Origin of the sequence: Bradyrhizobium sp. 170, assembly GCF_023101085.1 — a bacterium.
Classification (GTDB): domain Bacteria; phylum Pseudomonadota; class Alphaproteobacteria; order Rhizobiales; family Xanthobacteraceae; genus Bradyrhizobium.
The window spans coordinates 1,427,376-1,445,358 of record NZ_CP064703.1 but is presented as its reverse complement, the minus strand read 5'-3'; the positions used below and the strand labels follow the sequence as shown (position 1 = coordinate 1,445,358).

General features: G+C 64.7%; 12 protein-coding genes. 10 read left to right on the top strand and 2 right to left on the bottom strand.

The features are described 5' to 3' along the window. From IVB05_RS06915 to IVB05_RS06905, 3 genes are read left to right on the top strand one after another with little or no spacing between them, the layout of a single operon-like run. Positions 1 to 1,542, top strand: a complete 1,542-nt coding sequence (locus IVB05_RS06915; protein ID WP_247783667.1) for a hypothetical protein — start codon at positions 1 to 3, stop codon at positions 1,540 to 1,542. Beyond that, positions 1,539 to 3,551: an ATP-binding protein gene (locus IVB05_RS06910; RefSeq protein WP_247783666.1), complete on the top strand. Its 2,013-nt coding sequence runs from the start codon at positions 1,539 to 1,541 to the stop codon at positions 3,549 to 3,551. The genes IVB05_RS06915 and IVB05_RS06910 overlap by 4 nt, the downstream gene beginning before the upstream one ends. After that, positions 3,548 to 7,084: a DUF4157 domain-containing protein gene (locus IVB05_RS06905; RefSeq protein ID WP_247783665.1), complete on the top strand. Its 3,537-nt coding sequence runs from the start codon at positions 3,548 to 3,550 to the stop codon at positions 7,082 to 7,084. Before IVB05_RS06910 ends, IVB05_RS06905 begins: the two co-directional genes overlap by 4 nt. Here IVB05_RS06905 and IVB05_RS06900 read toward each other — a convergent pair whose 3' ends face one another. Continuing rightward, positions 7,085 to 8,074 carry a sigma-54 dependent transcriptional regulator gene (locus IVB05_RS06900; protein ID WP_247783664.1) on the bottom strand — a complete coding sequence of 330 codons (990 nt, stop codon included), beginning with the start codon at positions 8,072 to 8,074 and terminating at the stop codon, positions 7,085 to 7,087. It lies immediately after the preceding gene. Positions 8,075 to 8,433: 359 nt separating this feature from the next. After that, complete coding sequence (locus IVB05_RS06895; protein ID WP_247783663.1) at positions 8,434 to 9,240, bottom strand: DUF2066 domain-containing protein; 807 nt, start codon at positions 9,238 to 9,240, stop codon at positions 8,434 to 8,436. A 446-nt stretch (positions 9,241 to 9,686) separates the two neighbouring features. On the opposite strand from IVB05_RS06895, the gene IVB05_RS06890 reads away from it, so the two are divergent. The 7 genes from IVB05_RS06890 to IVB05_RS06860 all read left to right on the top strand — a co-directional run bounded on the left by IVB05_RS06890 (position 9,687) and on the right by IVB05_RS06860 (position 17,972). After that, positions 9,687 to 10,937 carry an ABC transporter substrate-binding protein gene (locus IVB05_RS06890; protein ID WP_247783662.1) on the top strand — a complete coding sequence of 417 codons (1,251 nt, stop codon included), beginning with the start codon at positions 9,687 to 9,689 and terminating at the stop codon, positions 10,935 to 10,937. Between the two features lie 142 nt (positions 10,938 to 11,079). Continuing rightward, positions 11,080 to 11,907: an AraC family transcriptional regulator gene (locus IVB05_RS06885; RefSeq protein WP_247783661.1), complete on the top strand. Its 828-nt coding sequence runs from the start codon at positions 11,080 to 11,082 to the stop codon at positions 11,905 to 11,907. Positions 11,908 to 12,036: 129 nt separating this feature from the next. Further along, complete coding sequence (locus IVB05_RS06880) at positions 12,037 to 13,047, top strand: branched-chain amino acid ABC transporter permease (RefSeq protein WP_247783660.1); 1,011 nt, start codon at positions 12,037 to 12,039, stop codon at positions 13,045 to 13,047. 1 nt (position 13,048) lies between these two features. Beyond that, positions 13,049 to 14,131, top strand: coding sequence for a branched-chain amino acid ABC transporter permease (locus tag IVB05_RS06875; RefSeq protein WP_247783659.1), 1,083 nt, complete (start codon positions 13,049 to 13,051; stop codon positions 14,129 to 14,131). Further along, positions 14,124 to 14,906, top strand: coding sequence for an ABC transporter ATP-binding protein (locus tag IVB05_RS06870; RefSeq protein WP_247783658.1), 783 nt, complete (start codon positions 14,124 to 14,126; stop codon positions 14,904 to 14,906). The genes IVB05_RS06875 and IVB05_RS06870 overlap by 8 nt, the downstream gene beginning before the upstream one ends. Further along, entirely contained in the window at positions 14,899 to 17,136 is a 2,238-nt protein-coding gene (locus tag IVB05_RS06865; protein ID WP_247783657.1) for an ABC transporter permease, read from the top strand. Before IVB05_RS06870 ends, IVB05_RS06865 begins: the two co-directional genes overlap by 8 nt. Before the next feature lie 2 nt (positions 17,137 to 17,138). Next, entirely contained in the window at positions 17,139 to 17,972 is an 834-nt protein-coding gene (locus IVB05_RS06860) for a phosphoenolpyruvate hydrolase family protein (protein ID WP_247783656.1), read from the top strand. The last annotated feature ends 11 nt before the right edge of the window (positions 17,973 to 17,983 follow it).

Genomic DNA, 17,983 nt, shown 5'->3' with positions numbered 1-17,983 from the left:
ATGACGCAGCTTGCGATCGGCCGTCTCTCGCTCGAGATCGCCGCCGCCGGCGTGAGGGATCCCGCTGCCTTGCGGGACAGGATTGCGGATGCGGCGCGGCGCGATCTCAAGCGGGGGCTGGCGCTGGCGCCGGGGATGGAAGGACACGAGGCCGTCCATATAAGGCGCCTGGAAGTCGACCTCACGGCGATCGGCGACATTCCGCCCGAACGTATCGGCCTCGAACTCGGCCGCAGGATTGGCGTGGCGATCGATGCGCTGGTGCGGACGCCGGATGAACGAACGATCGTCTTCGAAAGCCGCGCCGCGCGGCTTGCGGCCTATCTGGCTGCGCTGATCGAGGGCGCCCCCGTCGATCGCTGGTGGTTTGCGCCGTTCGAAAATCTGTCCGTGCTCGCGCGATCGCGCGCCATCGCCACGGTGCTCGAACGCGACATCGAGGAAGCGCACGCGGCGCTGCGATGTCTTGCCGAGCCCGTGCGCCTCAGGCTTCCGCATGTTCTGGGCGTTGCCGAAGCGCAGCGCCTCCTCGGGACGATCGCGTCGCCGGCCGACACCGCGGCCGAAGCAGCGCTGTTGCAACTCGCCGCACTGCCCCACATCGCGCGAGATGAGCCCGCCCTCGTGGCGTTGACGCTCATGATGGAAGCATGCGGGCGCGATCTCGACATGCCGCTTGGTGCCGTCGCAACCGCCGCCAACCTTGTCGCAGGTGCACTCGCCACAGCGAAGACGCGTAACGCGCAGCGGACCAGACGACCGAAAGCTTCGGTCGCAGCGGAGGCGATTGTCGCAGCTCCCCTTCCGCAAGCCGCCCGGGCGCTCTACACCCGGCTCGGCGTGGCGGGGCGCGAGGCCGTTGCGAAACTTGTCGGTGCCGATGCGGTGGCGCCGACGTCACCGCGCCGCAAGCAGGATGGTTCGCATTTCACGCCCTTTGCCAATCTCGCGCTGCTCTGGCCGTTCGTCGACGAACTGCCGCTGGATCGAATGCATCGCGGCGCGGCGCCGAAGGGCGCTGATCCGGACCAATTGCTGACACTGCTGTTGCTCGCGACCGTCGCCGGTCCGGACGGCGCCGCGCAGATCTGGCGCGACCCGGTCTGGCAGATGCTGTTCGATCTTCCGAGCGGACTGACGCTTGGCCAGGTCAAACGCGCTTTACGAAAGGCGCCGCCGCCGTTGCGGATTCGCAGCCGGCAAATCTGGCGGCGCGCGCGTGCGACTGAAACGGCATGGCTCATCGGGGGCGCCGCTGCGCTGGTCGGACCGGATCTCGCGCAGCGCCTGGTCCGTCCGGCGCTTCTCGCACTACGGGCATTTGCCGGACGCCTGCCCGGCTTCGACGGATCGAGCGCGCCGTTCCTTTGGAGCAATCTGCTTCGCGCGGAAGGAAGCGTGCGAATCGCCGGCAAGCGGATCGAGATCGAACTGGCGCGACCACCGCTCGATATCCTGCTTGCCATCACGCGCATCGGTGACCGCGAAATCTGGCTGCGCGATGACCGGCAGTTGGTTCTTCGCCGCGGGAGTGTGGAATGAGATTCCTCGTGCCAGAGATTCTCGACCGCCGGATCAGGCAGGAGGCGGCAAGCCTTGCGGCAAGGTTCGGCGGACGGCCGGCATCGGCGAACGCGCCGTGCGACCTCGTGGAGGCGCTCCTTGCCATGGATGAGCCGGCCTCGATCGCCGATTTCACGGTCCATGATCTGCCCCCGATGTGGTGCACCGTCGTGGCCCATTTCGGGCTTCAGCAAGCGGAAGCGTTTGCGTTGGTGGCGGCGGCAGCACCCGATCTCGATCCGCGCTATGCCAGTCTCTATGCCTTGCTGCATGACGATGCGACGCTGAATTGGTTCTCCGCGCATCTTGGATTGCGGCTCGGCGGCGCGGACGTTCAGTGTGCCGCGGCGCCGGATGGACGGCTCTGCCGCGAACGGTTGATGTTGCAGGTGCAGGAGGCCGGCGGGACGCGGTGCCGTGATCGCAACGGCCTGCGCGTTCATCCCTATCTTGCGAGCTTCCTGCGGGACGAAGCACTCCCCGCCGACATCACCATCGTGCCCCGGAACGAGGTTCAGTCGGAACGCAACGCGCTCGCCGATCTCGATGTCGTCATGGCCACACCTTCCGCACGGCCAATCGTCCTGATGTCCGGCACCGACCGGATCGGGCAGCGCGAAGCGATCCTCGATCTGCTGGCGCGGCTTGGACGGGGCCTCGTGATCGCGACGATGCCGCAAGCTGGAAAGACATGGTCCGCCGATACCCTTGCCGATCTGGTGATGCTCGCGCGGCTGCATCGCGCGGGATTGCTGCTGGTCACTGAGGCGGGAACCGCGCATGGCGACGTCGCGCGGCTGGCGCACGGGCATGTTCCGGTATTCGTCTCCGCACCCGATGAGGCCGCCTGGCTCACCGCTTTTGGCGCGGACGCCGCGCCGCTCGTGATCCGCGATCGCGAACACTGCCGCGAAACGCGTCAGCATCGCTGGCGCGAGGCGCTCGCGAGCGCCGGGCTCGACGCGCGGCAGGCCGATCTTGACCGCGTCGCCCGTCGTCACCGGCTTGGGCCGGCGGAAATCGGCCGGGCGGTCCGCTCGCTCAGCCTGCAGGCCATGCGCGGACAGGCCGAGCATGTCGTCGACGGCGAAGCGCTGATGGATGCGGCGGGACAGATCAACCGCGCTGCGTTCGGTCCACTCGCCACGCGGCTCGATCGAAACGCCGACTGGGACAGCCTGGTGCTGCCACCGACCACCCATGATTCCTTGCGCGATTTCGCCGGCGCCATGGCCAATAGCGCCCGGATTTTCGAGGACTGGGGTTTTGCAAGCGTAGGCCGCGGGCGGCGTGGCGGGGTGACGGCGCTGTTCACCGGTCCGTCCGGCACGGGCAAGACGATGGCGGCGGGAATCATCTCACGACACGCCGGCTACGAGATCTGGCGGATCGACCTGTCGGGACTCGTCAGCAAATATATTGGCGAGACGGAGAAGAACCTCGAACGCGTCTTCAGCGCCGCGCGCGCCTCCGACGTCGCGATCCTGTTTGACGAAGCCGACGCCATCTTCGGCACAAGGAGCGAGGTCAAGGACGCGCATGACCGTTACGCCAATATCGAAACAGCCTATCTGCTGCAGCGCCTGGAAGATCATGACGGCCCGGTGATCCTGGCTTCCAACATCGCCGCCAATATCGACCAGGCCTTCCTGCGCCGGCTCGATTTCGTGATCGAATTTCCGGTCCCCGACGCGTCGCTGCGCACCGAAATCTGGCGGCGTTCGCTGCCATCAGAAGCTCCGCTCGGTGACGACATCGACATCGCCTTCCTCGCGCGCCAGTTCACCTTCACCGGCGGCGATATCCGCTCCGTCACTCTCGATGCCGCGTTCCGCGCCGCACGGCTTGGCACAGCGATCGATATGGCGCTGCTGCTGCGTTCGGTGTCGCGGCAACTCGCGAAACATGGCCGCGTGCCTGCCCTCGCCGAGTTCGGCCGCTATCGCGCGCTGATGGATCAACCGGTTGCACGCGAGGCGGCAGAATGAGCGCCGCCGCCGGAGCCGAGGGGTCATCCCGCCGCAAGGTCAGGGCTCCGGCCGCGCCGGTGACGCACGATACCGAGACGATGTCCCGCGCCGCGGAGCGACAGGGACCAGGCGAAGCGCTTCCCACACACTTGCGCGCACCTGCCGAGCAATCGCTCGGACTTCCGCTCGACGATGTCAGGCTGCACCGCGATTCCGGCGCCGGCGCGTTTACCCGATTCACCAACGCGCGCGCTGCACAGTGGCAAAACCACATTTTCGTTCGCCCGGATCTCTACGCGCCGGATGAGGGCAGTGGCCGCGATCTTCTCGGGCACGAACTGGTCCATGCCGGCCAATATGCCGCCTTTGGCGCGGGCGCGGCGCCGGTGAGCGGAGGCCATGAAGCATCCGAAGCCGAGGCACGGACGCTGGCGCCGAAAGTGCTCGGCGGCGAGCCCGATGCCGCAGCGCCGCGCACCGCGCCGGCAGCAAGTGTCAACCGCGAAGGTCCGCCCGGGACCGATCAAGTCTCAAGCGAAGCGCCTCTGGTCTGCGATCCCGATAGCATGCCTGAAGGCGACGCCCAGACGTCTAGTTCCGAAGCGGAGGCACCAGCCGAACCTGTGTCCGACGGGTTGGACTTCACACAGGATCCGACAACCATCGACGTCCAATCGATGACCAATGGGGAGCTGATCGCGCAAGCGCGCGAGACCACAAGGATCATTGCCCGTTTCAAAGTGTCGAGCCCGGAGACAGCTGCCTGGGACCAGCTCAAGCTCGAAATTGAGGACGAACGGAAGCGGCGCATCGGGCGCGGATTCATCTTCCTGGCCGACAAGACAGACGAAACGCCGATGGCGTTCTTCACGCTGCAGGCCGGGGCGCGTTCGCGCGACTGGCTCATCCTCAAAGCGGATATCACGGTTGCCTACGGCCCGGCTGACGTCACCCTGACCGGCCCGATCATGAACGGGCGGCAGATCAACGCGTATATCGATACGCTGGGCTACCAGCGCGTCACGGGCACCGTCGCCAATCTGGTGCTGGCGAATTCCGATGCGATCATGCCGGTGTTCGACAATGCGTTCATGCCAGGCCTGCCGGGGCTTGGTGGTTCGCCCTTGGTGACCACGGGGATGGGCTGGGGCACGCATGAAGACGATTGGACCCGTCCCGGCACGTTGCCGCAATATGGCGGGCTCGGCCGCTATGGGATGCTCGACACGACGCTCGGCGGCCGCTCGTCGTCGCTGCTAGACTTGGCGATTCCGCGCAAGCAAGGCAACTTCCCTGTCCAGCTCGCCGACCAGAACTTCCGCGGCGCCGTCGGCGAACTCAGTGTCCAGTCCGATTGGCGCACCGGATGGGGCATGGGCGTCGAGGACATGAATACCCGCGGTTGGACGGACCGCAACGGAGTCTACCATCCGCCGTCACAGCACAATTTTCCGGTGGTCGATTTCGGGCCAAGATCCACCGTTCCGCAGATCCTCGGCATCAACCTGATCTCGGTGACGACGAGCGGGGCGGCGACATACGACGACCGCAAGAAGCAGTATTTCAACAAGCTCGATATCCTGCTCGACACCCAAGGGCGGCGCCCCAGCGCGGCGCCGAACGCCAACCTGATCCTGAACCATCTCCAGACGGCGTCCGGCAAGCCACTGACCCCTGGGACGCCGGATTATGCGGCCGCCGAGGCGCGCTTTCTCTCAGATACGATGTTCGCGGTACCGGAAGGCGATCTCGCCGCCATGCGCAGTGCAATCGCCGACCCGAACGCCGCACCTACGGGCGGCACGAACAGGATGGTAACGCGGGCGGGCTTCAAGGATCTCTATGACGCCTCGCTCCGTTCATCCCCGATCGAGGTCACCCTCAAGGACGGCAGCAAGGTGTCCATCACCTCGCTGCAGGATCTTGCGACACGCGCACCGCGCGCCGACAGCCTGCCTGAATCCATGCGCGGATCAGGCAGCATGGCGGGTGGGCAGCAGCGGATGGACGCGGCCCAGTTCGACCAGGCTATGAGAGAGCTTGGCAAGACAGCCTCCAGCCGGGTGATCAGCGTTGACGCGGCCGCCGACTTCGCCGCCGCTGCCGATGCCGCGCGGGGCGGCGGCACGGGAACGACGCCCGCGACCCGCGTGCTTGAAATCGGCAGCTCGCACACGGGGTACGTCGGTGCACGCATCGGAGAGGGAATTGCCGATCCGCGTTCTCCGGGAGCTCCCGGCAGCGGCACCATGCGCTGGACCACCGCGGTGGATTCCGACCCGATGCTCGCCGCGTTGCGCAATCTTTCCGGCGACCATACGCTCACGCGCAACTCGCCCGGCTTTGCCGCGGTACGGGCGCAATACCTCGCCAACGCCCAGCTCGCCTTCAATGCGGACGACGTGGCGGCGTTTCGTTCCGAGCTGAGGGGCGCCAATGTCGACGCGACCGGCAAACCGCAGGCCTGGTCCGGAAAGATGCGCGAGCGTTTTGGCGCCGTGCTGCAAGACAGCCCGATCGTGCTGAAAGGGACCGGGGGCAGCCTGATCGCGATCAACTCGCCCGATGCACTCGACAATGCATTTCACTCGGGTCAGATCACCCCCGAGCAATACAGCGCCGCGCAGTCCGGTGTGCAGGAGCACCTCGCTGGCCGCGTTCTGCGCACCAACGTCACGACGGAAGGCCTCGCAGGTCTTGAAGGACTTGCCGATACCGCGCGCACGAAGCTGCCGGGCGCTCCGGGCGAGGCGGTCACGCCGGCGACGGCGGCCGAAGCGCGGCTCGGCTCCGGCAAGGCCACGGCTTCCGCCGCCAAGCGCGGCGCCGGGACAGGCTTTGTCGTCGGCGTTGCGACGACGTTGGGCATGATGTGGATCGACGAGCGCGAGCATCCCGATTGGCAGATCGAACTGGCCAAGGCCGGCGCGCGCGACACGCTGATCGGTGGAACGCAATCTGCCATCGAGCATCGCGTCGAGGCGATGATCGTCAACCGCGCGACGTCCCAGGGCCTCGCCGCATCGCCCTGGGCGAAATTCGGCGGACGCGCCGGCGTCGGCGGCACCTTTGCCGTCGTGACCGAGGGTATCAGCATCGCCACCGAGGACCGCGAGCATAGCGAGGGCGAAGTCCCGACACGCCTCGCCCGTGCAGCCGGCATTGCCATCCTGTCCACCGAGATTGGCGCCGCGGTCGGCTCGATCGTCCCGGGCCCCGGGACGGCGGTAGGCGCGGTCGCTGGATTCCTAGTCGGCGCGGCCGCCGGCATCGGCGCCGCTATCCTGATGGACAGCGCCCTTCCCATGGGAAAGGAGGATTGGGACAAGATTGCCGCAGAGAAACAAGCCCGCAAGGAAGCGGAGGCCCGCCGGCAGGCCGAAGAGGCGTTCAAGGCGCGCATCGTCGGCAATTTCGGCGACAATCGAACGCTGACGCCGACAATGTCCTCGCCCGACATTACGACTGAAGAGCAGGAGGCGATCGCGACATGGGTGAACCTGATGCGGATCGCGCAGCCGTCAATGCCGTCCGATCTCGTGGCGCAGTGATCACCGGTAGGTCAGATGATCGATCCCGAGCTGACGCAGCTTGCGACCCATATGCCTGCGCTCCGTGGAGGCTTTCTTCGCAGCCGCTGAAATATTCCCCTTGGTCTGGTGAAGCAGCCAACGCAGATAATTCTCTTCGACCTTGCGCAACTCGCGTTGACAGATCTCACGCATGCTTCCCGAATAGACAGGGGTGCTGTCGCAATCATCTTGTCCGCCCGCGGCCAAGCCCGCGCGCTGCACATGCTCGGGCAGAGCGAACTGATTACCCTCCGCGAGCACGATTCCCCGCAAGACAACGTTTTCGAGCTCGCGGATATTGCCCGGCCAGGCATAGGCCGTCAGCGCGGTCCGCGTGGCAACGCCGACAACGATCTCCCGGCTGCCGCGCGCATCGCGATACCGCTCGACGAAGAAATCGGTGAGGAACGGAATGTCCACGCGTCGCTCGCGCAAGGGAGGCAGTTCGATGGTCAGCGCGTTGAGCCGAAAATAGAGGTCTTCCCGGAACGAACGAGCCCGCACCGCGGCTTCGAGATCGGCATTGCTCGCCGCCACCACCCTGACATCGGCCGTCCTTAGCGCGACCGAACCGACGGGCCGGAACTGCGCATCCTGCAGGAAACGAAGCAGCGCGGCCTGCCCCTTGAGCGACAGCGCGTCGACCTCGTCGAGAAACAGCGTGCCGCGATTGGCGGCCGCGACAAGCCCCGTTCGGGCGCTGCCGGCATTGGTAAAGGCACCTTTTTCATGCCCGAAGAGTTCGCTCTCGAACAGCGTGTCTGGAATCCCGGCACAATTGACCGGCACGAACGGCCCCGATTTTCGCGGGCCCGAATAATGGATTGTCCGCGCAGCCAGCTCCTTGCCGGTGCCCGTTTCGCCTCGAACAAGGACATTCGCTGAACAAGCTGCAATCTTTTGAATAAGAGAGTTCACTCGCAAAAACGCTTCCGAACGGCCGATAAAATGAGAGCAAATCGGCTCCATCGCCCCGCTCCTTTCATTCTGCCAGCCGGAGCCAAAAGCTCGCGGCTATCAGTCAGTCCAAAATCTCCATGTCGTGGTTTCTTACTTGGGCTGCGACCAAGCAGCGCACCCTAGCCGATCATAAGCAGTCTCAAGCAACCCTCAGGCGATTGCTATTCAAAGTGGAAAGATCGCGGAACATTGAGGCTCTTTCGTGAAGGAGCAAACTAACATCGTCGGCACAGCGCGGCTGTGAAGTCATTCACGTTTGGACATACGCGACGTCGAAAACGACCGCGCACCACATCGGTCGCATTCCCTGGTATGGCAGATCGTTCGCCAATCCCGTGATCGCTGCGGCAGTCGACGGCCGAACGCTTTCAACGGCGCAGGCGGCCGCCCGGATCGCCATTGCCCGACAAGACCTGAGCTGCGCCGCCAATGCCGCGTCGGAAGGCTTCATCGAACGTGACGCCGCGATCCTGCCAACTGTGCTTCCGGTCGCCCCAGTCCATCCGCCACTGTGTGGCCCAGCCGAGCTCCCGGTCGTTCCAGACCAATCGCCCGACCAAAACGACTTCTCCACCCGCCTCGGCCGCTACCGGCGCCAGCGCCGGGAACGGCGCCGTCCTGAGGTCAGCACCGGTGATATTCGATTTCGCCAGCGCCGCCGTGCCCGGCAGCACAATGCTCATGCCACGCTTGTCCGCCGCGGCGAGCAGCGACTCACGCTGCAAATCTGACTGGGGTCCATCCGTTGTCACGAGATAGTTCCTCGGGCCTTGTTCCATCTCGACAAAGACGGCAAGGCGCGGACGATGTGAAAGCCAGGGCTTGAGGCCAAACGCCCTGAGAATGTCGTCGATCTTGCTGTCCTCGAACGCCACGGTGAGGTCGTAGGGCCGGTCGCGGGTGCCCTGCTCGTCCCGAATGGGCTTGCCCGAAAACTGATCGCGATAGCTGAATGCCGTGACGAGATCTTTTGCCTTCGACTTGTAGGCGGCCAGTCGCCGGTCGCCGGCGAGTTTCTGTGCGCCGGATACCTTGATGAGGACGTCCTCCAAACACGCAGCAAAGCCAGTGATGCGGTTCGCCTCGCCCTGGCCCGTCACGGTGACCTTCCCACGATAAAGATCGGCTCCCGCGGCGGCCATGGTGCCGGCGCACAAGGTCAGGGCGGCTGCCACGAATATCCGGATCATCGCGCGGTCCGCACCACGGCCTATCAGGATGGACCGGCGTCTCGTCCTATGCAGATCGGCCATGATGATGTCTCTCCGGTTCCGCTCGCGCTTCTCGCGAGGGCATTAAACTGGCACTTCAACCGGCGCTCCGGTCGCAGGTTCGAGTCCTGCGGCACCCGTCAGTGAACTCAGGGACTTATTGCTTCGTCCCTGTAGCCCACAATCCTGAATCACCGATCCTAAATCACCGCAAATCTCGTCGCGGCGCAGCATGCAAAATGAGACTACCTGTCAAGTTGCGGCAGGTGAAGTTGCGCGCATCGGCCCAGTCATCAGCTAGCTTTCGCCCGGCGATCCGGAATGCATCCCGGCTCACGACGGCAACCAGCCATCAACGGCCTGGCGATTTTGGAACGACTTAAAAACTGGCGATACAAGGGAGGGGTTCGATGTATAGAAGCTGTGCGGGACTGGTCGCGCTGAGCAGCCTGCTGCTTTCCGGCGCTGCCTTAGCTCAAGAGAAGATCAAGGTCGGCGTCACTGCGACACTCGAGGGCACCTATACGGTGCTCGGCGAGGACGGAATACGCGGACACCAGACGGCGCTCAATGCGCTTGGCAAGAAGATCGGCGACAAGGAAATCGAATTCATCATCGCCTCCACGGATGCCACGCCCGACTCCGCCATTCGTGCCGTGCGCAAGCTGATCGAACAGGACAAGGTCCAGATCCTGCTCTCGCCGCTGTCCGGCGACGAAGGCATTGCGGTCAAGAATTTTGCCAAGACGCGCCCCGAGCTGACCTTCGTCAACGCGGCTTCCGGCGCCCAGGAAACCACTTATGTCGACCCGGCGCCGAACTTCTACCGCTACAACATGGACGGCGCCCAGTGGCAGGTCGGCCTTGGCAAATACGCTTACGAAACCAAGGGCTACCGAAAGATCGCAACCGTAGGCGACGACTATTCGTTCATCTACACCCAGGTGTTCGGGCTTGTGCTGGAGTTCTGCGGCGCAGGCGGACAGGTCACCAATCGGCAATGGGTGCCGCTCGGCACCAAGGACTTCGCCTCCGTTATTGCCGCCCTGCCCGACGACGTCGATGCGATCTATCTCGGCCTCGGCGGCGCCGATGCCGTCAACTTCCTGAACCAGTATCAACAGGCCGGCGGCAAGGCCAAGCTCATGGGTGGCTCGATCATGGTCGACCAAACCATCCTCTCCGCAAAAGGCAACGCCAAGAATGCGCTGATCGGCACCCTCGCGGCGAGTGGCCAGGCCGATACCTGGGAGGATCCAGGCTGGCAGAAATTCGTGAAGGCCTATCAGGATGCTTTCCCGCCGAACAAGCGGTTCCCGAGCCCGTCGCTGCTCGCCACCAACTACTACAACTCGACGATGGCGCTGATCCTCGCACTGCGTCAGGCCAACGGCGATCTCAGCAACAACCAGGCAAAGCTGAGGGAAGCCCTCGCCAAGATCGAGCTCGACGCGCCCAACGGCAAGATCAAGCTCGACTCCAACCGCCAGGCCATCGGAACCAACTTCGTCACCGAAGTGGTGGATGACGGCAAGGGCGCGTTGTTCAGCAAGGTCGTGAAGGTGATCCCGAACGTGAACCAGACCTTGGGTTACGACCCCGCGGTATTCTCCAAGATCGGGGTGCCGAGCCGAACGGTTCCCGAGTGCAAGAAGTATTGAGTTCTTCGCATTTGCGAATGGGCCCCGGTCGCGCGCCGGGGTCCACTCGGGCCCGGGCGAAATGTGATCTTCCCTTGCATTCTCGCGGTGGATGTTGAACGCTGACTGAAAAAGACAAGAACATCCCCGCGGGAGGGAAGGCATGAGCAAGGCTCTCGCCGTCTTCCACGGCCGGTTCGGTCGCGCGACGGTCTATCAATTGAACCGCCCCTTCAACATGCACGCGCATCGCGAAGGGCACCTGATTTTTCATGTCGGTGGAACGCCCGCCCGCATTGATGTGTGCGATGAGCGATGGCTTCTCACAGAAGACTCCATTGTTGCCATCAACCCTTGGGAACCACACAATTTTGTCCCCACCGATGTAGAGAACGGGGCAATCTTCTTCGTCCTTTACGTCAACGCCGAATGGTTCGCTCCCGATGCGGCGCGCGCCCACAGCCTGCGGTTCGGCCGCACCTGCTTCAAGCGGACGGTCACCCTCGACAGGCATATTCGGCGAGCCGCAGCGCTGGTCTGCGGCGCGCCTTCGTTAAGCAGCCTCGATAGCGAACTGAGGCAGTTGATCGACAGTTGCTATGACGAGAGCTGGCAGGTATCCGAGCCGGTGCAGGAGACGCGCACCGCCGCCGCCGTCACCGACTTTCGCGTCCGCAAATCCATCAAGCTGATGTCCGAAAGCCCGGGCGCCGAGATCGAACTGGATTCGATCGCGCGGGAGTCGGGGCTATCGCGTCCGCACTTCTACCGGTTGTTCCGCACCCAGACCGGCGTCACCCCGAACCTCTATCTCAATACACTCATCATGGAACAGGCGCTGGACGCCCTGGTCGCGACCGAGGTGCCGATCGCCGATATCGGCTTCGATCTCGGCTTCTCCTCCCAGAGCGGTTTCACGCGCTTCTTCGCGGCCAATGTCGGGATGGCGCCGACCGAATACCGCCGCGCCGCCAAAGTCTTGCGGCCCTGAGCGCACCGGGCGCGAAAAGATACTGACAATCAAGTGCAGGGTTTGCGGCGCCGTTAGGATGCCCCGAAACGCGAGCCGAAACGGCCGCGGCGTCTGGGAGGACGGCATGGCGACGGCCGGGCCAAAACCGTGACAGGATTCATCGAACGCCATCCGGCATGGGCGCTGATCCTTTTGATCGCGGTCGCGGTGATGCTGTGGCTGATCCTTGCCGTGTGGCCACCCGGCCTCGAAGAGGCGATCGGCCGAAAGCGGGTCTTCCTCAACGCCGTCTTCAACGGCATCACGCTTGGCAGCCTCTACTTCCTGGTGGCAAGCGGGTTCACCCTGATTTTCGGCCTGATGCGCAACGTCAATCTCGCGCACGGCTCGCTCTATCTGTTCGGCGGCTACATCGGCTACGCCATCAGCATCTGGACCGGCTCATGGGTGCTCGGCTTCATCGTCGCGTTCATCGGCGTGGCGCTGGTCGGGGTAGTCCTGCAAATCGTCGTCTTCCGCCGCATGGAAGGGCAGGATTTGCGCCAGACCATGGTCACGATCGGGCTTTCGATCGTGTTTGCGGATCTGATGCTGTGGGTATTCGGCGGCGATTTCTATCAGATCCAGACCCCGAACTGGCTGGTTGGCCCGATCGAATTGCCGCTGGTCACCGCGGTCAAATCGTCGGGCGAGGCAGTCTATCTGCGCTACCCGATGGTGCGGCTCGTGATCTTCGTCGCTGCAGTGGTGATCGGCATCGCGATGTGGCTGGCGCTCAATCGGACCCGCGTCGGAATGATGGTGCGCGCCGGCGTCGATGACCGCGATATGCTCGCCGCCACCGGGGTGCCGATCCAGCTCGTCTTCGTTGTCGTATTCGCGCTCGGCGCCGGGCTTGCCGGCATCGCCGGCGTGGTCGGCGGAACCTTTCAATCGATTTCGCCCGGCGAAGATACCCGCTTTCTGCTCGCCTCTCTGGTGGTCGTCATCGTCGGCGGCATGGGATCGATCCCGGGCGCGGCGCTGGGCGCCGTCATCATCGGCCTCGCCGAGCAGCTTGGCTCCGTCTACATCCCGACCTACGCGATCGTCGTGACCTTCCTCATCATGGTGTTGGTGCTGGCTCTGCGGCCGCAGGGCCTGTTGGCGAGGCGCTGACATGTCGTTGGTCCAGGGCGCGCAACAAGAGACCAGTCGGCCGGCATCAGCGCGGGCGGCGTTGCTGGCGTGGCCGGAGTTCAACCAGCCGGCCGTCTGGCTGGTGGCGGCGATCCTCCTGATCATGCCGTTCATTGCCAGCGGCTTCTTCCTGATCGAGATCTTCGCCACGACGCTGATCCTGGGGACCATCGCGCTCAGCCTGATGTTCCTGGCGGGCTATGGCGGCATGGTCAGCCTGATGCAGCTCACCATCGCGGGCTTTGCCGCTTACATGGTTGCGGTGTTCGGCATGAGCGCCAACACCAATATCAGCCTGGGCTGGCCGTGGTGGCTTGCCACGCCGATGGCGCTGGTGCTCGCGACCATCTTCGGCACGCTCGGCGGCACACTCGCGGTGCGCACCGAGGGCATCTACACCATCATGATCACGCTCGCGATCGGTGCCGCCTTCTACTATTTCACCAATCAGAACTGGGCGATCTTCGGCGGCCACACCGGTATCAACACCATCGCCACGCCGAAATTCTGGGGCGTCGACTGGCGTTCCGACGTCCCCTATTATTACGTCACGCTGGGCGTCGCGGCGTTCTGCTATTTCGCCGTTCAATATGTCTCGCGCGCCCCGTTCGGCCTCGCGCTGCAGGGCGTGCGCGACAATCCCCGCCGCATGGCGGCGCTCGGTTTCAATGTCAACGCGCACCGCGTGGCGGCCTACGCCTTCGCATCCTTTATCGCCGCGCTCGGTGGCGTGCTGCAGGTCTGGAACTACCGGCAGATATCACCCGGCTCGGTTAGCGTCGGAGCCTGTATCGATATCCTGATCATCGCCGTGGTCGGCGGTATCACCCGTCCCGTTGGTCCGTTCATCGGCGCCTTCATCTTCGTCATCCTGCGCACCTTCGCGCTCGATCTGCTGGTCAAGTTCGGGCTCGACGGCAATCGCTTCCGCCTTCTGATCGGCCTCGGATTCCTCGCCATCGTGTTCTGGTCATCAGACGGCGTGATCGGGCTCTGGGAGCGATGGCGCCGCCGCGCGACCGCTCCAGAAAAACGTGCGGGCGGAGGCCACGGCCATGGATAACGCCGCGCCACGCTTTTCAGCGGTCGGTTCCGGCGCCGCGCTGGAGCTGCGCGGCGTGACACGGCTGTTCGGCGCGCTCGCGGCGCTGACTGACGTCACCATCACGGTTCGCCCGGGGGAACGCCGCGCCGTGCTCGGCTCCAACGGCGCCGGCAAGACCACGCTGTTCAATTGCGTGACCGGCGACTTTCCGCCGTCATCCGGCACCATCCGCTTCTTCGGCGAGGACATCACCCATTTCCCGCCCTATGAGCGTATCAGGCGCGGCCTGCGCCGCACCTACCAGATCTCGGCGCTGTTCCCCGGCCTGACGGTGAGGGACAATGTCTACCTCGCCTGCCGCGGCGTATCCCGCGGTCGATTTTCTCCGCTGCGTCCGGGCGCGAACGACGCCCTCATGCATGCGGCTGAGGCGCTGATCCAGGCGGTACATCTGACACCGGTCAGGGAACAACTGGTCGCGGAACTCGCGCATGGCCAGCAGCGACAGCTCGAGATCGCGCTCGCGCTCGCCGGCGCCCCGCGCTTCATCCTGTTCGACGAACCGGCTGCGGGCCTCTCCCCCACCGAGCGGCGCGAACTGATCGAGATCCTGACGTCGCTGCCCGCCCATATCGGTTACATCATCATCGAGCACGACATGGATGTCGCGCTTCGTGTCGTCGAAAGCGTCACGATGATGCACAACGGCCGCGTCTTCAAGGAAGGCCTGCCGCACGAGATCGAAGCCGATCCCGAGGTCCAGGAATTGTATCTGGGGGCCGGCCATGAGTGAGGTCCGCCGCGCCGCACCCGCCCTCGAAGTCCGAGGCCTCGACGTCTATTACGGCCATTCCCATGCCCTGCAGGGCGTCGACCTGACCTTGGACTCAGGCGTGTTCTCGGTGGTCGGCCGCAACGGCATGGGCAAGACCACGCTGTGCAAGACCATCATGGGTCTGTTGCGGGCGAGCGGCGGTTCAGTCCGCGTTCGCGGCGAGGAAATCACCCGCTTAAGCCCGGCGCGGATCGCGCGGCTCGGCGTCGGCTATGTTCCGCAAGGCAGACGGCTGTGGCGCTCGCTCAGCGTCGACGAGCATTTGCGGCTGGCCGCCAGCATGCGCCGCGGCGCCTGGACCATCGATCGCATCTACGAGACGTTTCCGCGCCTTGCCGAACGCAAGGACCATGGCGGCGGCCAGCTCTCGGGCGGCGAACAGCAGATGCTGGCGATCTCGCGCGCACTTCTGACCAACCCGCATCTGCTCATCATGGACGAGCCGACCGAAGGCCTTGCGCCTGTCATCGTCGCCCAGGTCGAGGAAATGCTGGTAAGTCTCGGCGAAGATGGCGATATGTCGGTACTCGTGATCGAGCAAAATATCGGCGTCGCCACCGCGATCTCGAAGAATGTCGCGATCATGGTCAATGGCCGCGTCAATCGCATCATCGACTCCGCGCGCCTGGCGGCCGACCGGGAACTGCAACAACGTCTGCTTGGTGTTGGAGTCGTTGGCGTCCACGCCGGGCCCGAAACGGATATCGAAGCCACCGATGCAAGCGCAGGCGCCGAGGCGCGTCCCGCGCCGCTCCGCGCGCCGAGCACGGCGCCAGTCCGGATCTACATCTCCAATCCCACGCTGCCGACGCGCTGGTCGCAGCCGGTACCAATTTCGCGCATCGAGGCCGCAGCACGGACGCTTTCGACGGGCGTTACGCGTATCGAAGACGCTGCCCGGCAAAAGCGCCAGCCCGGCGCGGCCGTACCAAGCGCATCGGGGCCACCCGTCGTCCTCGTCGCCGGCACGCTCGATACCAAGGGCGAGGAATTGCGTTTCATTCGCGACGTGATCGCCGGACAGGGCTTGCGGACGCGCCTGGTCGACGTCTCAACCAGCGGCAAGCTCTCCACCTGCGACGTCTCCGCCCAGGAAATCGCGCTGAACCACGGCCGCGGCGGATCTGTTGTGTTCGGGTCCGACCGCGGCGCGTCGGTGACGGCGATGGCGGACGCCTTCGCCAACTGGCTGCGCCGCCAGGGCAATGTCGCAGGCATCATTTCGGCGGGCGGCTCCGGCGGTGCTTCGCTGGTCGCGCCCGCCATGCGCACCCTCCCCGTCGGCGTACCAAAGCTCATCATCTCTTCCGTCGCGTCGGGAGATGTCGGCCCCTATGTCGGGCCTGCCGATATCACGATGATGTATTCGGTCACCGATGTGCAGGGCCTCAACTCGATCTCGCGCGCCGTGCTCGCCAACGGCGCCAACGCCATCGCCGGCATGGTGAAAGCGCGCCTGGACAATCAGGCCAGACCCGAACGCAACGTGCCAGCCGATTTGCCGGCGGTCGGCATTACCATGTTCGGCGTGACGACCCCGGCCGTGCAGAAGATCGCGGCCGAGCTGCGCAACGATTTCGAATGTCTGGTTTTTCACGCCACCGGCGTCGGCGGCCGCTCGATGGAAAAGCTGGTCGATTCCGGAATGCTGGCGGCCGTTATCGATCTCACGACGACGGAAGTCTGCGATCTCCTGATGGGCGGCGTGTTTCCGGCGACCGATGATCGCTTCGGCGCGATCATCCGCAGCCGCCTGCCCTTCATCGGCTCCGCCGGCGCGCTGGACATGGTCAACTTCGGCGCGCCCGACACGATCCCTGAGCGCTATCGCCAGCGCAAATTCCACGTTCACAATCCGCAGGTGACCCTGATGCGCACCACGCCGGAGGAGAACGAGCGCATCGGGCGCTGGATCGGCGACAAGCTCAACCGGATGGATGGGCCGCTGCGCTTCTTCCTGCCGGAAGGCGGCGTCTCCGCGCTCGACGCGCCCGGCCAGCCGTTCTGGGATCCGGAAGCGGACGCCGCGCTGTTTACCGCGCTGGATTGCAGCGTGCGCCAGACCAGCAATCGCCAGCTCATCCGCGTCAAGCGCCACATCAACGAACCCGAATTTGCATCCGCCATCGTCAACGCGCTCCGCCCTCTGGTCGGACGCCCGGGGACCCGTCGGAAAGTCGCGAGGTGACCATGGCGAAGTTCGAACGTTCAGCCATCCTGAAGAAGTTTCGCACCATGGCCGCCAGGGGCGAGCCGATCGTCGGCGGCGGCGCCGGTACTGGATTGTCCGCCAAATGCGAGGAAGCCGGCGGCGTCGACCTGATCGTCATCTATAATTCCGGCCGCTATCGCATGGCCGGGCGCGGCTCGCTTGCCGGAATGATGCCGTATGGCGATGCCAACGCCATCGTCGTGGAAATGGCCGGCGAAGTGCTGCCGGTGGTGACCAGGACTCCGGTGCTGGCCGGCGTCAACGGCACCGACCCGTTCCGCGACATGGACCTTTTCCTCGACCAGTTGAAGGCGCTGGGTTTTGCCGGCGTGCAGAACTTTCCGACGGTCGGACTGATCGACGGAGTGTTCCGCGCCAATCTCGAGGAAACCGGAATGTCCTACGCGCTGGAGATCGACATGATCGCCAAGGCGCGGGACAAGGACATGCTGACGACGCCCTATGTGTTCAGCGAAAGCCAGGCGACGGCGATGGCGATTGCCGGCGCCGACATCATCGTCTGCCATCTCGGCCTGACCACCGGCGGCGCGATCGGCGCGCACACCGCATTAAAACTCGAAGACTGCCCGGAACAGATCGACACCTGGGCAGAAGCGGCGCTCAGCGTCAATCCGGACATACTGGTGCTGGCCCATGGCGGTCCGATCGCCGAGCCTGATGATGCCGACTTCATCATGAAACACACGCGCAAGTGCCACGGCTTCTACGGCGCCTCCTCGATGGAGCGCCTGCCTGTGGAGCGGGCGCTCACGGAACAGGTACGTAAATTCAAGGCGATCGGCGCGCGGTAACGCCGGGAGCA

Coding starts and splice junctions, on each gene's coding strand:
- IVB05_RS06915 (WP_247783667.1), top strand. CDS start 1: ATGACGCAGCTTGCGATCGGCCGTCTCTCGCTCGAGATCGCCGCCGCC.
- IVB05_RS06910 (WP_247783666.1), top strand. CDS start 1,539: ATGAGATTCCTCGTGCCAGAGATTCTCGACCGCCGGATCAGGCAGGAG.
- IVB05_RS06905 (WP_247783665.1), top strand. CDS start 3,548: ATGAGCGCCGCCGCCGGAGCCGAGGGGTCATCCCGCCGCAAGGTCAGG.
- IVB05_RS06900 (WP_247783664.1), bottom strand. CDS start 8,074: ATGGAGCCGATTTGCTCTCATTTTATCGGCCGTTCGGAAGCGTTTTTG.
- IVB05_RS06890 (WP_247783662.1), top strand. CDS start 9,687: ATGTATAGAAGCTGTGCGGGACTGGTCGCGCTGAGCAGCCTGCTGCTT.
- IVB05_RS06885 (WP_247783661.1), top strand. CDS start 11,080: ATGAGCAAGGCTCTCGCCGTCTTCCACGGCCGGTTCGGTCGCGCGACG.
- IVB05_RS06875 (WP_247783659.1), top strand. CDS start 13,049: ATGTCGTTGGTCCAGGGCGCGCAACAAGAGACCAGTCGGCCGGCATCA.
- IVB05_RS06870 (WP_247783658.1), top strand. CDS start 14,124: ATGGATAACGCCGCGCCACGCTTTTCAGCGGTCGGTTCCGGCGCCGCG.
- IVB05_RS06865 (WP_247783657.1), top strand. CDS start 14,899: ATGAGTGAGGTCCGCCGCGCCGCACCCGCCCTCGAAGTCCGAGGCCTC.
- IVB05_RS06860 (WP_247783656.1), top strand. CDS start 17,139: ATGGCGAAGTTCGAACGTTCAGCCATCCTGAAGAAGTTTCGCACCATG.